Annotated in this window: 11 protein-coding genes and 2 pseudogenes; 9 read left to right on the forward strand and 4 right to left on the reverse strand. The window is 57.4% G+C overall.

From position 1 onward, the window contains the following. Positions 1-8 precede the first annotated feature (8 nt). From J8G15_RS05310 to J8G15_RS05315, 3 genes and pseudogenes are all read left to right on the forward strand, one after another. A complete protein-coding gene (locus J8G15_RS05310) occupies positions 9-560 on the forward strand; it encodes a heme NO-binding domain-containing protein (RefSeq protein ID WP_210546495.1) in 552 nt (183 codons plus the stop codon). Then, a pseudogene (locus tag J8G15_RS22015) lies at positions 547-690 on the forward strand (hypothetical protein); the annotation flags it as partial. The gene J8G15_RS05310 and the pseudogene J8G15_RS22015, both read left to right, overlap by 14 nt. Before the next feature lie 120 nt (positions 691-810). After that, positions 811-2,100: a HAMP domain-containing sensor histidine kinase gene (locus tag J8G15_RS05315; protein ID WP_210546496.1), complete on the forward strand. Its 1,290-nt coding sequence runs from the start codon at positions 811-813 to the stop codon at positions 2,098-2,100. A 34-nt stretch (positions 2,101-2,134) separates the two neighbouring features. Here the strand turns inward: J8G15_RS05315 and J8G15_RS05320 are convergent, their stop codons facing one another. From J8G15_RS05320 to hrpA, 4 genes and pseudogenes are all read right to left on the reverse strand, one after another. Further along, positions 2,135-2,605 (reverse strand): response regulator, encoded by a 471-nt coding sequence (locus tag J8G15_RS05320; protein ID WP_240538539.1) that lies wholly within the window; start codon positions 2,603-2,605, stop codon positions 2,135-2,137. Between the two features lie 48 nt (positions 2,606-2,653). Then, positions 2,654-2,773, reverse strand: a pseudogene (locus tag J8G15_RS21425) (excisionase); the annotation flags it as partial. 37 nt (positions 2,774-2,810) lie between these two features. Further along, positions 2,811-3,974 carry an ATP-binding protein gene (locus J8G15_RS05325; RefSeq protein WP_210546498.1) on the reverse strand — a complete coding sequence of 388 codons (1,164 nt, stop codon included), beginning with the start codon at positions 3,972-3,974 and terminating at the stop codon, positions 2,811-2,813. A 163-nt stretch (positions 3,975-4,137) separates the two neighbouring features. Continuing rightward, positions 4,138-7,962, reverse strand: a complete 3,825-nt coding sequence (gene hrpA / locus J8G15_RS05330) for an ATP-dependent RNA helicase HrpA (RefSeq protein WP_240538540.1) — start codon at positions 7,960-7,962, stop codon at positions 4,138-4,140. A 136-nt stretch (positions 7,963-8,098) separates the two neighbouring features. Here hrpA and argA point away from each other — a divergent pair, with 136 nt between their 5' ends. From argA to J8G15_RS05360, 6 genes are all read left to right on the forward strand, one after another. Next, entirely contained in the window at positions 8,099-9,448 is a 1,350-nt protein-coding gene (gene argA / locus J8G15_RS05335) for an amino-acid N-acetyltransferase (RefSeq protein WP_210546499.1), read from the forward strand. Positions 9,449-9,465: 17 nt separating this feature from the next. Next, the gene (locus tag J8G15_RS05340; protein WP_210546500.1) at positions 9,466-10,380 is read left to right on the forward strand and encodes a LysR family transcriptional regulator; all 915 of its coding nucleotides are present in this window, start codon (positions 9,466-9,468) and stop codon (positions 10,378-10,380) included. 158 nt (positions 10,381-10,538) lie between these two features. Further along, positions 10,539-11,315, forward strand: a complete 777-nt coding sequence (locus tag J8G15_RS05345; protein WP_210547477.1) for a putative hydro-lyase — start codon at positions 10,539-10,541, stop codon at positions 11,313-11,315. A gap of 22 nt (positions 11,316-11,337) precedes the next feature. Next, entirely contained in the window at positions 11,338-12,309 is a 972-nt protein-coding gene (locus J8G15_RS05350) for a TRAP transporter substrate-binding protein (RefSeq protein ID WP_210546501.1), read from the forward strand. A 97-nt stretch (positions 12,310-12,406) separates the two neighbouring features. Then, entirely contained in the window at positions 12,407-12,919 is a 513-nt protein-coding gene (locus J8G15_RS05355) for a TRAP transporter small permease (protein WP_210546502.1), read from the forward strand. Positions 12,920-12,945: 26 nt separating this feature from the next. Beyond that, a complete protein-coding gene (locus J8G15_RS05360; protein WP_210546503.1) occupies positions 12,946-14,241 on the forward strand; it encodes a TRAP transporter large permease in 1,296 nt (431 codons plus the stop codon). Positions 14,242-14,297 lie beyond the last annotated feature (56 nt).

Here is a 14,297-nt window from a genome sequence, read left to right on the forward strand (position 1 = left end):
AAATTTATATGTACGGATTGGTAAACAGAGCGGTTGAACAGTTGGTCGTTTCGCTAAAGGGAGAGCCCGGGTGGCGCGGCGTCTGTGCGCATGCCGGTGTCTCCTCAGACGGCTTTGTCGCCACAAAAAGTTACGATGACAAATTAACCTTCGATCTCGTCAACGCGGTTAGTGTTCGTATGGGCTTACCCGCAGAAACAGTTTTGGAGGCCTTTGGTGAGTACTGGATTACTTACACGGCGGCAGAAGGCTATGAGTCCATCCTGTCCTCAAGTGGCAGCAACCTGCGCGAATTTCTGGACAACCTGAATAAGATGCATGATCGGGTAAGGACTATTTTTACACACCTGTCCATCCCCCAATTCCGCGTGGAGGACATCTCCCACGATGAGTACCACCTCTTTTACCGATCAACACGTGATGGGCTGGCGCCCATGGTCATCGGCCTGCTTAAAGGATTGGGAAAACGGTTTAATCAAAAGATTGAAGTCAGTCAGACCTTTGCCAAGACAAATGTGAACGACGAAGATATCTTCTTGGTTCGCCATGTCGCAGTTTGATACCGGCGAGACAACCGACAAGGCAATCAGTTTGACGCCTCCATCGCTGAGTGGCAGTGCGTTCGTCCGTGCATTTCCTTTTTACTTGGAACTCGATCGGAACTTGCACGTTCTGTCAGTTGGGCCATCCCTTCACAAGGCCTGTCCGGCCCTTGAAGCTGGATCTGATTTTTCAGATTTTTTTCAGGTCAGCCTTTCGACCAACCTGAAAAACAGCAAAGAATGGCATGCACACACAGGTCAGTTGATCATGTTGAAGGGACTAGGCTCAACGCCCCTGACCTTGCGAGGCAGCGCGGAAAGTGGCGAGGATGGATCCTTGCTGTTACTGGTAAGTCCGGTGATTCAAACACGGCATGAAAAGCAACAGTTGGGTCTGACGCTTAATGACTTCGCCAATCATGACAACGTCAGTGACACCTTGCTTCTGGCTGATACGACCCGCATGGCTGCGAAGGACGCCGAACGCATGGCAGAGCGTTTGAATGATCGCACGATGCAAATGACCGCCATCATGGAGTTGAGTGACAACGGCACCGCCTATTTCGGAGCAGACTCCATGCTCCGTCACACCAACTCCGCGTTGCGCAAAATGTTGGATATTGGCGAGGCAGAGGCCTTCGATCTGGATATCGACGCATTTGACTCCCGGGTGAGCGCCCTGCTCAGACAGTCAGACGATGGCGTCAGCCACCCGCAGTCGCGCTTGATCGCGTCGACCCAAGATGAGGTCGCAGGAATTCGCATTGAATTGGCAAGACCCAGGGTCGCGGTGATTCATGTCAAATCTGCTCGTACAAAGGACGGTGGATGGGTGTTCTATTTCAGGGACATCACTCATGAAGACGCCGTTGATCGAATGAAAAGTGAGTTTCTGGCGGCGGCGGCGCACGAACTTCGCACCCCCATGGTGAGCGTCCTGGGATTCATAGAACTTCTCATTGAACGAAAGTTTTCTGACGAGCGCCGCGCAGACATGCTTGGGATCATTCACCGGCAATCCAAATTGATGGTGAAAATGATCAATGAGCTGCTCGACCTGGCCCGCATCGAAAGTGAACGTGGACTTGAATTCCAGATAACTGCCCATCCGCTAAATGTGATTCTGGACACCACCGTCAAGGGACTCATGCGCCGTGACACTGACAGCCAAGTCATCGTTGGTGAGGTTCCCCATGCTTTGGTCATGGTCGATCCCGAAAAAATGAAACAGGCCGTGAGCAACTTGTTGAGCAACGCATTCAAGTACTCCCCAAGTGGTGGGGAGGTGACATTGACCGCAACGTTGGATGTGCATGAGACGCGTGAGTTCGCTGTCATCGAGATCATGGACCGAGGCATCGGAATGACCCCTTCACAACTGGTCCGCGCGTTTGAACGCTTTTACAGGGTCGATGCTTCCGGCAAAGTTCCCGGTACAGGCTTGGGGCTTAGCATAGTGAAAGAGCTGGTTGACCTGCACCATGGCCGGATTGAACTAGAGAGTGAGGCGGGACAGGGCACCACTGCCCGTCTTTGGATACCGCTTGCGCCGCGTTAGGGCCCATTATTCGTCACATGGCCGCCAGAGGCCACTACAGCTTGTCTAGTCCCTTGCCAGCCCTTTGGACATGCATAGCCTTGACCAGTTGCTCCAGTTTTGGAAAATCTACCGGCTTTTGAAAAAAGATGACATCTTCAGGCAAGCCGCCCCGCTCCTTGATGTCGCTCAGTCCCAAAGCCGAAACCACGATCAGCTTGAGGGCAGCAAATCCTGAGCCCGGTTTTTTAAGTGCACGAAGCATTTCAAACCCATCCATGCCTGGCATGCTCAAGTCAGTAATGACGACATCCGGCTGTCTTTTGCCGATACACAGTAGGCCCTCAAAGCCATTGACGGCCAATATAAGCTCCACAGGGAAATTCCAACCGTCGATAACCATCGAGAACAGTTCCAACAACGAGGGGTCATCCTCCACAACCAGGATTTTTGTTGGCCGGATCTTTGCGCTGGTTTCACTACCGGCGGATTGCTCGGGCGCGAGCACCAAGGCCCGCTCTGACATCAATTTTTCAACCGCACTTCGTGCGATTCTGCGGTGGCCACCCGCCGTGCGCCAAGCAGGCAGCACGCCAGATTCGACCCAAAGTTGAACTGTTCGCACGGCGACGCCAAGAGTTGCACCGGCCTCTCGGGTGGTCATCAATGCATCATTTGCTGCAATTTTTCTCATCGTTCCATTTCAAATTTACATCGCAAAATGCGGGTGGTCAGTCTTGCTCAAGGGGAAACGGTTGGGACAAAAGAAAGTCTGACGCCGTTGGAAACCAAAGGGTGACTGAAGTTCCCTGCCCTAGCTGGCTTTCGATCTCCACATGGCCATCCTGCAATTCAGTAATTTCTTTGACCAGGCTCATTCCCAATCCAGTTCCAGGAATTTTGCCAGAGGGATCGACTCGAAAAAAACGATTGAAAACTCTTGCCGCGTCTTCTGGCGTCAACCCGAGGCCATGATCCGTGACGCGAATACCCACTTCTTGCACGGCACCCAGATCCCTGACCAGGGTGTCGAGTTCGATGGCACCACCCTGAGGCGAGTACTTGAAAGCATTCGAGAGCACGTTCAGCAAAGCCTGAGAAGTCTTGTCGGGGTCCACAAGAATTCGCTGTTTTTCATGGTCAAACTTAACCGAGACTTGTCGCTTGTCTCCCTTGATCAGCAAGCCGCTGATGGTTTGCCTGACGATACTGTCCACCCTGCATTGCTGCCGGTGAAAATCTTTTCCCTGTCGAGCCTCGATTCTGGAAAGGTCCAGCAACTCATTGATCAATTCGGCAAGCAAAAGCCCCTGCCTATGCACCGTTTGCAGGAGATTACGTTGTTTTTCAGGCGCCATGACCCGGTCGATCATCAGCTCAGTGAAGCCAAGAATGCTGGACAGGGGTGTCCGCAACTCATGGGCCGCAGTCGCGAGAAACTCACTTTTCATGCGGTCGACTTCGAATTCAACGGTGATGTCTCGAAAATGGAGCACCAGGTCTCCGTCTGAAGTCACCCTGGCGTTGATCTGGAGTACCGCCGGTTTGGGTGAGGCCAGTTTGATGACATTGGTGAGACCCCGCATCTGCCCAATCACGCCAAAACGCATTTCGTCCAGAATGGCATCAATCGGTCTGCGAGTGGGCTCGTCCGCGTCAAGCATGGCGCACAAGTGGCTTTCGATTGAGGTCAGGGTAAGCGGGCATTTCCAGTCTGGATCAATGCCGAGCATCTGCAGCAGAGTGCGATTCACGTAAGTGACGGCGCCCTTGGCTTCGGCGTGAATGACGCCGCTATCACTCATCTCCAAGGTAGCGAGCAACTGTTCATTACGCCTGTTCAGGAGCGTCAATTCGACTTGACTTGTCGAAGGCTGCGCAGAGTCTTTTTTCATGCTAGCGAGGGCTTAAACAAGCCTGAGAAGCAGGCCATAATTGACGTTTTAGTTGGGTTCACATCTTCCTTGATATGAATTGATTTGGATAATTTAGCAATTTAATTATTTTTATCGAATTTCATTAAAAGAGCAAGGTTATTTGCTCGCCGGGGAGCAACTCCTACCCCAACTGAACCCAGGCCTTTTCCAGCCGTTTCACGCTCACCGGCTGCGGGGTGCGCAGCTCCTGGGCGAAGAAGCTGACGCGCAACTCTTCCAGCAACCAGCGGAACTCTTGGGCGCGGTCGTCCATGACGCCTTTGCGCTCGGCCACCAAACGCCAGTAGCGCTGCTCAAGCGGGCGCAGCTCAGCCAAGCGCGCTGCATCGCGTGCCGGGTCGGCGCGGTATTTTTCCAGCCGCGCGGTGATGGCTTTGAGGTAGCGGGAAAAGTGCTGCAGCGACCCCCACGGGGACTGGAGCAAAAATCGTTTGGGCATGAGGCGGGCCAGTTGCTGGGCCGCGTCGCCCGTGGCATCGGGTGCGTTTTTGGTGTCTTTGATCTTGCGGGCCGCCGTTGCGTATTCCGCCAGAATCGTGGAGGCTAGGCGGGCCACTTCGGTCGCAATCAGGGTCATCCGTCCCCTGCCCTCGTCTACCCGGCGTTTGAAGTCAAACTCATTGATCGGCAACGGGTCCAGCAGAAAGGCGCGGTCCAAGGCGACTGCGATGATTTGCTCACGCAACTCTTCAATCGTGCCGCCGCCTGAGCCATCGGCATTCTTGCCCACGGTCATGAAGGTCACTGCCATCTTTTGAAGGTCGGGGATGTTTTTCTCAAGGTACTTCAGCGCATCCTTGATTTGCAGTGAAAACAGGCGGCGCAAGCCAGCCCGGTGTTTGGTGGCCGCCACCTCGGGTTCGTCAAACACTTCCACCGTGACGGCGTCGCCACCGTCAATCAGGGCCGGGTAACCAATCAGGGTTTGGCCGCTTTTTTGAATTTCCAGCAACTCTGGCAGCTCACCAAAGGTCCAGGCGGTGTGACGCTGGCCAGCCGGCGCAGCAGGTTTCACTACGCTTTTAATAGCTTCTTTCGCACTGTGGACGCGGACTACAGGCTGATTTTCCCTAAAAACAGGCAAGGCCGCAGCATCTTTGGCCATCTTCAACCCAGCCAGCACCTGGAAGGCGCCGCGGGCCTTGGCACCCAACTCTGCCTTCAGCGCGCCCAGATTGCGACCTGTGCCCAGTTGGCGGCCATGCTCATCGACCACCCTAAAGTTCATGAAGAAGTGCGGGCTGAGCATGTCGGCCTTGATGTCGGCGCGAACAATGTCGATCGAGGTGGCCAGGCGCACCAGCTTGAGCACCGCGTCCAGCAGCGAGCCGTGGCCAAACACCTCGGGCGCGTTCAGCGTCTCGGCCATTTTGGTGGCGGTGTCTGGCAGGGGCACGAGGCGCGAACGGGGCCGTTGGTGCAGAGTCTTGATCAACGCCTGCACCTTGTCTTTGAGCATGCCGGGCACCAGCCATTCGCAGCGCTCTTCGTTCACCTGGTTCAACACAAACAGCGGCACAGTCACGGTCAGGCCGTCTTTGGAGTCACCGGGCTCGTGCAGGTAGGTAGCAGCGCAATCCACCCCACCCAGGCGAATGGTTTTGGGGAAGGATTGGATGGTGATGCCAGCGGCCTCGTGGCGCATCAGCTCTTCGCGCGTCAGCTGCAGCAGCGCCGGGTTTGGCTTGATGGCCTCGCGGTACCAGTTCTCAAAGCTGTAGCCGCTGCACACGTCGGCCGGCAGTTGCTGGTCGTAAAAGGCGTAAATCAGCTCGTCGTCCACCAACACGTCTTGGCGGCGTGCCTTGTGCTCCAAGTCTTCTACTTGGCGAATGAGCTTGTGGTTGGCGGCCAAGAAAGGCAGCTTGGTTTCCCACTGCTCGCCCACCAGCGCTTCGCGGATGAAAATCTCGCGCGCACCGGGCATGTCGACCCGGCCATAGTTGGTGCGCCGACCGCTGTAAACCACGATGCCGTACAGCGTGGCCCGCTCCAGCGCCACGACCTCTGCCGACTTTTTCTCCCAGTGCGGGTCCAGCAGCTGCTTCTTCAGCAGGTGGGCGCCGACTTTTTCCAGCCACTGCGGATCAATGTTGGCAATGCCCCGGCCAAACAGGCGCGTGGTTTCCACCAGCTCGGCGGCCACAATCCATTTGCCTGGCTTCTTGACCAAATGCGCACCCGGATGGGCAAAAAACTTGATGCCACGTGCGCCCAGGTATTCGCCTTGCGGGCCATCGCCCTCCAGCTTGAAACCAACATTGCCCAGCAAGCCGGACAACATGGACAGGTGCAGGTCGTCATAACTGGCGGGCAGCGTGTTGAGCCGCCAATTGTGCTCGGCCACCACGGTGTGCAACTGCGAATGAATATCGCGCCACTCGCGCACCCGGCGAATGTTGACAAAGTTTTGACGCAGCAACTGCTCGTACTGGCGGTTAGACAGCTTGTGCTGGCCCGTGCCGCCCTTGCCGTCGTTAATCCATTTCCACAAGCGCAGGTAGCCGGAAAACTCGCTTTTCTCGTCGTCAAACTTGACATGGGCCTGGTCAGCCTGCTGCTGCGCCTCCATGGGCCGGTCGCGCACGTCTTGCACGGAGAGTGCCGAGGCAATCACCAGCACCTCGTCCAGTGCGCCGCGGCTGCGGGCTTCCAGAATCATGCGGCCCACGCGCGGGTCCAGCGGCAGTTTGGACAACTCGTGCCCCATAGCGGTCAGCTCATTGGCATCGTCCACGGCACCGAGTTCGGCCAGCAGTTGGTAGCCGTCGGCAATGGCGCGGCCGGATGGTTTCTCAATGAAGGGGAAGTCTTCCACCAAGCCCATGTGGAGCGACTTCATCCGCAAAATCACGCCAGCCAGCGAACTGCGAAGAATCTCGGGGTCGGTAAAGCGCGGGCGCCCGTCAAAGTCTTTCTGGTCGTACAGGCGAATACAAATGCCGTTGGCCACCCGGCCGCAGCGTCCCGAACGCTGGTTGGCAGACGACTGACTGATGGGCTCCACCAGCAACTGCTCCACCTTGCTCCTGAAACTGTAGCGCTTCATGCGCGCTGTGCCTACGTCAATGACGTATCGAATGCCTGGCACGGTGAGCGAGGTCTCGGCCACGTTGGTGGCCAGCACAATGCGTCGCCCTGTGTGGCCGTCAAAAATTCGGTCTTGCTCGGCCTGGCTCAGGCGGGCAAACAAAGGCAGCACCTCGGCGTTGCGGAACAGGGGCTGATGGCTCAGGTGCTTGCGCAGATGGTCGGCGGCTTCGCGAATCTCGCGCTCACCCGGCAAAAACACCAGAATGTCGCCGCTGTTGTGCACGTCGCGCCAAAGTTCGTCCACGCCGTCGGCAATGGCGGCATTAAGGTCGTAGTCGCGCGATTCTTCAAACGGGCGATAACGCTGCTCCACCGGAAACATGCGCCCCGACACCATGATGATGGGCGCTGGCCCCTGGCGGGAGGCAAAGTGGTCGGCAAAACGCTGGGCATCAATGGTGGCCGAGGTGACCACAACCTTCAGGTCCGGGCGGCGCGGCAGAATTTGGCGCAGGTAGCCCAGCAGAAAGTCAATGTTCAGGCTGCGCTCATGGGCCTCGTCAATGATGATGGTGTCGTAGGCCTTGAGCAGCGGGTCGGTTTGCGTCTCTGCCAGCAAAATACCGTCCGTCATCAGCTTGACCGAACTGTCGCGGCTCAACCGGTCCTGAAACCGCACCTTGAAACCCACCACGTCGCCCAGCGGGGTTTTCAGCTCCTCGGCAATGCGCTTGGCCACGCTACTGGCCGCAATGCGACGCGGCTGCGTGTGGCCAATGAGTTTGCCCTGCCCGGGCGGGGCATTGCACTTGCCGCGCCCCATGGCCAGCGCGATCTTGGGCAACTGGGTGGTTTTACCGGAGCCGGTCTCCCCGCACACGATGATGACCTGGTGCGCCTGCATGGCGGCCATGATCTCGTCGCGTTTGGCCGACACCGGCAAGGATTCGGGGAAGTCGATTTGGAAGGGCTGTACTGTCAAGGCATTAACTTCGTAGAGAATCGAGGATTATCCCAGTCAACGTCCCCCTAACCCGCACCGCACCTGCATGTCCTCTGTTTTCAACTTCACCTTTGTGCCTTGGTTCCGCTCCGTGGCGCCTTACATCCACAAATTTCGCAACCAGACCTTTGTGGTGGGCATTGCAGGTGAGGCCATTGAGGCGGGCAAACTGCCCCATTTGGCGCAAGACTTGGCGCTGATTCAGAGCATGGGCGTCAAGGTGGTGTTGGTGCACGGTTTTCGCCCGCAGGTGAATGAGCAACTGGCGGCCAAAGGCCACACGCCGCGCTACTCACACGGCATGCGCATCACCGACGGCGTGGCGCTGGACTGCGCCCAGGAAGCCGCCGGCCAGTTGCGCTACGAGATTGAAGCCGCCTTTAGTCAGGGCCTACCCAACACGCCCATGGCGGGCGCGACGATTCGGGTCATTTCTGGCAATTTTTTGACCGCGCGGCCGGTAGGCATCGTGGACGGCATCGACTTCCAGCACTCTGGCGTGGTTCGCAAAGTAGATACTGCAGGCATCACCCGCACGTTGGACGTGGGCGCCATGGTGCTGCTGTCGCCGTTTGGCTTCTCGCCCACTGGCGAGGCGTTCAATTTGGCCATGGAAGAAGTGGCCACCTCTGTGGCCACCGCGCTGCAGGCTGACAAATTGATTTTTGTGACCGAGGTGCCTGGCATTCGGGTCGAGCCCGGCCAGCCTGAAAGTGACGAGAACCCCATTGACACCGAAATGTCTCTGGGGGTCGCTGAGCGTTTGCTGTCCGAGTTGCCGGCTGCCAACCAGCCCACCGACACGGCGTTTTACTTGCAGCACTGCGTGAAGGCTTGCAAAGGCGGCGTGGAGCGCAGCCACATCATTCCGTTCGCTATTGATGGCTCCATCTTGCTGGAGGTGTATGTGCACGATGGCATTGGCACCATGGTGGTCGACGAGAAGCTAGAGAGCCTGCGCGAAGCCACGGTGGACGATGTGGGCGGCATCCTGCAACTGATTGAGCCGTTGGAGAAGGACGGCACGCTGGTCAAACGCAGCCGCACCGAGATTGAGCGCGACATTGGGCTTTATACGGTGATCGAGCACGACGGCGTGATCTTTGCCTGCGCTGCCCTGTACGCCTACCCAGAGGCCAAAACTGCCGAAATGGCAGCGCTGACGGTGTCAACCCAGGTGCAAGGCCAAGGCGACGGTGAGCGTGTGTTGAAGCGCATTGAGCAACGCGCCCGCGCCGACAAGCTAGACAGCATTTTTGTGCTGACCACCCGCACCACGCACTGGTTCCGAAAGCGCGGCTTTGTACAGGTCGACCCCGACTGGCTGCCAGAAGCTCGCAAGCGCAAGTACAACTGGGACCGCAAGAGCCAGGTTCTGGTCAAAAAGCTGAGCTGAGCGGCGCAGGCCCGGCCATGAACCTTCGTTTTGTCGAGGCCTTTTACTGGGTTGCGTCGCTGAAAAGCATCTCGCGTGCGGCGGAAAAACTGTTTCTGACCCAGTCGGCCATGTCCAGCCGCATCGCCAAGCTGGAAGAAGAACTGGGCGTGCTGCTGCTGGACCGCAGCGACAAACAATTCAAACTCACTGCGGCAGGCGCCCGGTTTTTGATGCACGCCAACAAACTGCTGGAGCTGCAACGCGACGCGAAAGCGGAAATGGGCTCGGGCGAATCAGCCGCTATTTCCTTGCGCATCGGTGCCATTGAGTCGGTACTGCATTCTTGGCTGATTCCCTGGCTGGAGCAGCTTCGACTGGAGCAGCCCTGCCTGGAGCTCGAGTTAACGGTGGAAACCACGCCGATTCTCAACGACCAGATTCAGCGCGGCACAGTGGACCTGGCCTTTGCGGTACTGCCCTCCTCGGCCGATGGGGTGCGCAATCAGGCCCTCACGCCCATGGATATGGCGTTTGTGGGCCACCCCGAGCGCCACGCGAAGAAAAAATACCGGCTTGAGGACCTCGCCGACCTGGAGTTGTTGACCTTTCAAAAAGGTTCGCAGCCCAACCTCACCTTGCTGGACCTGTTTCGCCAGCATCGCCTCCAACCCAAAAAGGTGCATGCCATCTCTTCAATCTCGGCCATGGTTCAGTTGGTGCAGGGGGGCTTTGGTGTGGCCTTATTGCCGGTAGCCGCCGTGGAGCGTTTGTCAGGCTTTGCCAGTCTGAGAATCCTGCCGTGTGACGTGGCAGTGCAGTCTCTACCCATCCACGCCAGCTACCGGGCGGACCCGACCAGTAACTTGCTGGAAACGGTGGTTCAGTCGGCCCTGATGTTCGCTGAAGGTGCATACCATGCACCAAAAAAATCAATGAAGGGTAAACCCTAATAATCGAAAAAATCGATGGTGAACCCAGTATTTTTTGAGTTTGCCGAACAGGTAAACGGCTCGCACAATGAGGCATCGTCATGACAATGACATGCTGAACAAGGAAATCCGTGCAGGCCACATCGACATCCGCAACCACTGTTTTTGGCGCCCAAGGCATGCGCAACGCCCGCCATGTGCGAAAGCTCATTCGCCAGGGCGCCTGGCAGTCCCACACCAGCGGGCTGGCCAGCGATCACGTTCAGGGCAACCTGGTGATTCTTCCGGAGGCGCAGGCGGGTGACTTCTTGCGTTTTTGCCAGCGCAACCCCAAGCCCTGCCCGGTGCTGGCCGTTTCCGAGCCGGGCCAACCGCAGTTGCCCACACTGGGCCACGACATTGATATTCGCACCGATGTGCCGTTGTACCGCGTCTGGCGGCATGGCGAGATGGTGAGTGAAATCGGCGACATCAGCGCTCTGTGGCGCGATGACTTGGTGAGCTTTGTGCTGGGTTGCTCGTTCTCGTTCGAATTCGCGCTCCTGGAAGCTGGCCTGCGCCTGCGCCATATTGACCAGGGCAAAAACGTCGCAATGTATCGCACCAACCTTCAAACCCAGGCGGCGGGCGTGTTCCACGGCCCCATGGTGGTGTCGATGCGTCCAATGCTGGCCAAAGATGCCATTCGGGCGGTGCAGGTCACTTCCCGCTTCCCCAATGTGCACGGGGCACCGGTGCACATTGGTGACCCGTCCCTGATCGGTATTGCCGATCTCCAAAAACCAGATTACGGCGACGCCGTGGACATTGAGGCTGGAGAACTGCCCGTGTTCTGGGCCTGCGGCGTGACGCCACAGGCCGCACTGGTTCAGGCCCGTCCTGAGTTCTGCATCACCCATGCCCCTGGGGCGATGCTGATCACCGATCTTTTGAATCAACAACTCGCCTCGTTTTGAGCGCGAACAACCCGGAGCTCCTATGAAAAAACTGTCCATGACTCTCGCCTGTGCGGCCACCCTGGCCGCACCATTGGCTCACGCACAAGCCACTTGGGATTTGCCCACTGGCTATGCGACCAACACCTTCCAGACCGAGAACGTGCAGCAATTTGCAGACGATGTGGCCAAAGCCACCGGCGGCAAACTGAAGATCACCGTGCACGCCGGCGCATCGCTGTACAAAATGCCCGAAATCAAACGCGCGGTCCAAACCGGCCAAACCCAAGCGGGCGAGTTCATTCTATCGGCCTATGCCAACGAAAACCCCTTGTTCGGCATTGACTCCATTCCCTTCCTGGCTACCGGCTATGACGCGGCTCAAAAGCTCTACACCGCCGCCAGGCCTGCCACTGAAAAACTGCTGGCCGAGCAGGGCATGAAGCTTTTGTTCTCCGTGCCATGGCCCGGTCAGTCGCTGTACTCGGTCAAGCCCATCACCACCATGGAGGACTTCAAGGGCACGAAGATGCGTGCCTACAACCCCGCAACCACCAAAATTGCACAACTGGTGAAAGCCCAACCGGTGACGATTCAACTGGCTGAACTGGGGCAGGCCTTGGCCACAGGGGCCGCAGAAAACTTCTTGACCTCCAGCGCCAGTGGCATGGACAGCAAGCTGTATGAGCAAACCAAATACTTCTACGTGGTGAATGCCTGGTTGCCCCGCAATGCGACCGTAGTCAACAAAAAGGCGTTTGACGCGCTTGACAAGGCAACCCAAGACGCCGTGGTTGCCGCTGGCAAAGCTGCCGAGGCAAGGGGTTGGGCTGCCAGCAGCAACAAGGATGCCACTTACATCAAAGACCTTGCTAAAAATGGCATGACCACCGCTCCGCCAAGTGAGACGGTGCGCCTCGGCCTGAACAAGATCGGTGAAACTATGATCGAAGACTGGATTAAAGCAGCCGGTGCCGACGGTAAGGCGATCATCGACGCTTACAAAAAAATGTAAGCCATCAGATGTAGCGGGCCAATTCAGGGCCACGCTGCAACTCCACTGCGCCAGCCTGACAGGGCTGGAGCAGCCCCCACCCCAACACAAGCTCTCCATGAATAAACTCGCCAACAATATTTACAAAGTGCTGATGTTCGGTGCCTGCCTGTCCATGGTGTCGGCCTTTGGCGTCATCTTGCTGGGCATTGCCGCTCGAGAGTTTGTCTGGGACATTCCCGGCTTGGACGCGTATGCCGGGTATGCCATCGCTGGCGCCTTGTTTTTGGCACTGCCAGGCACGCTGCGCCACGGGGACCATATCCGGGTGAGCATGGTGCTGCAAAAGCTGCCACCACGGGCCAAATCAATTCTGGAATACTGGTGCCTTGGCGCCGGTACTTTTTTGAGCGCGTATTTCGCCTGGTATGCCGTTCGCATGACCTGGATTTCCTACTCCTTTCATGACGTCTCCCCCGCCGCAGATGCAAGTCCGCTTTGGATTCCACAGATTTTGATGGTTCTGGGCAGCCTGGGCTTTGTGGTGGCGTTTGCCGACGCCTTCATCTGCCACCTCCGGGGTCGCCCCTTCTTTGAAGCGCAAGACGGCGAAGCCGCACGCGCCGAATAGACCACTGCCCACACTGAAAGACCGATATGGATATTTGGATTGCTGGCGCGTTGATATTGACGCTCTTTATTGTTTTAGGCTCCGGGCTGTGGATTGGACTGTCCTTGTTGGGGGTGGCCATCATCGCGATGGAGCTGTTCACCCAACGCCCTGTGGGGGACGCCATGTCGCTCACCATTTGGGGAACCACGTCCAGTTGGACGCTCACCGCCCTACCCTTGTTTTTGTGGATGGGCGAGATTTTGTTTCGCAGCAAGCTGTCTGACGGCCTGTTCAAAGGCTTGGCACCCTGGTTGAACCACCTGCCCGGTCGTCTGCTGCATGTGAACGTGGTCGGTAGCGCCATTTTTGCAGCGGTCTCTGGTTCGTCAGCGGCCACCTGCGCCACCATCGGGAAGATAGCCTTGCCGGAACTCAAGAAACGCGGCTACCCCGACAGTCTGGCCATTGGTACGCTGGCCGGCGCCAGCACCTTGGGGCTGTTGATTCCCCCCTCCATCATCATGATTGTGTATGGGGTGGCAGCTAACGTCTCCATTGCTAAGCTGTTCATCGCCGGGGTGATTCCGGGCATCGTTTTAGCCTGTCTTTTCAGTGGCTATATCGTGATCTGGTCGCTGCTGAACAAAGACAAAATCCCGCCACCGGACGCACCCACCACATTCGGACAAAAACTCTATGCCTCACGGCACCTGATTCCGGTGGTGTCGCTGATTGCCTTGGTGCTGGGTTCAATCTATTCCGGCATTGCGACCGCCACCGAAGCGGCAGCGCTGGGCGTAGGTGGCGCCTTGTTGCTGTCCCTGATTGAACGCACCTTGACCTGGGAGACCTTCAAGTCAGGGCTGCAGGCCGCCTGCCGCGTGTACTGCATGATTGGTCTCATTCTGGCTGGCGCTGCGTTTCTGACACTGGCCATGGGCTTCATCGGGCTGCCGCGCCACTTGGCGGAATATGTGGGCTCCTTGAACTTGTCACCCCTCATGTTGATTGTGTTGTTGGTGGGCTTCTTCATTGTGCTGGGCTGCTTCCTGGACGGCATCTCCATGGTAGTGCTCACTATGTCAGTCTTGTTGCCCACGGTCGAAAAGGCTGGGTTTGACTTGATCTGGTTCGGTGTCTTCATCGTGCTGGTCGTCGAAATGGCGCAAATCACGCCGCCGGTCGGGTTCAACCTGTTTGTTCTGCAAGGGTTGACCAAGCGCCAATTGGCGTACCTGGGTTGGGTGGCAATGCCATTTTTCCTGGTTATGTTGGTGATGGTTTTGCTGACGTACTTTGTGCCAGACCTGGTGCTCTGGCTACCCAGAAACATGAGTTGATGCACCCGCACGCGCCCCCCTGACAACCGCCCGCCCGCATCGCGGAGCCCAGACTG

This window comes from Rhodoferax sp. PAMC 29310, assembly GCF_017948265.1.
Taxonomy (GTDB): domain Bacteria; phylum Pseudomonadota; class Gammaproteobacteria; order Burkholderiales; family Burkholderiaceae_C; genus Rhodoferax.

Coding starts and splice junctions, on each gene's coding strand:
- J8G15_RS05310 (WP_210546495.1), top strand. CDS start 9: ATGTACGGATTGGTAAACAGAGCGGTTGAACAGTTGGTCGTTTCGCTA.
- J8G15_RS05315 (WP_210546496.1), top strand. CDS start 811: ATGTTGAAGGGACTAGGCTCAACGCCCCTGACCTTGCGAGGCAGCGCG.
- J8G15_RS05320 (WP_240538539.1), bottom strand. CDS start 2,605: ATGTCAGAGCGGGCCTTGGTGCTCGCGCCCGAGCAATCCGCCGGTAGT.
- J8G15_RS05325 (WP_210546498.1), bottom strand. CDS start 3,974: ATGAAAAAAGACTCTGCGCAGCCTTCGACAAGTCAAGTCGAATTGACG.
- hrpA (WP_240538540.1), bottom strand. CDS start 7,962: ATGGCCGCCATGCAGGCGCACCAGGTCATCATCGTGTGCGGGGAGACC.
- argA (WP_210546499.1), top strand. CDS start 8,099: ATGTCCTCTGTTTTCAACTTCACCTTTGTGCCTTGGTTCCGCTCCGTG.
- J8G15_RS05340 (WP_210546500.1), top strand. CDS start 9,466: ATGAACCTTCGTTTTGTCGAGGCCTTTTACTGGGTTGCGTCGCTGAAA.
- J8G15_RS05345 (WP_210547477.1), top strand. CDS start 10,539: ATGCGCAACGCCCGCCATGTGCGAAAGCTCATTCGCCAGGGCGCCTGG.
- J8G15_RS05350 (WP_210546501.1), top strand. CDS start 11,338: ATGAAAAAACTGTCCATGACTCTCGCCTGTGCGGCCACCCTGGCCGCA.
- J8G15_RS05355 (WP_210546502.1), top strand. CDS start 12,407: ATGAATAAACTCGCCAACAATATTTACAAAGTGCTGATGTTCGGTGCC.
- J8G15_RS05360 (WP_210546503.1), top strand. CDS start 12,946: ATGGATATTTGGATTGCTGGCGCGTTGATATTGACGCTCTTTATTGTT.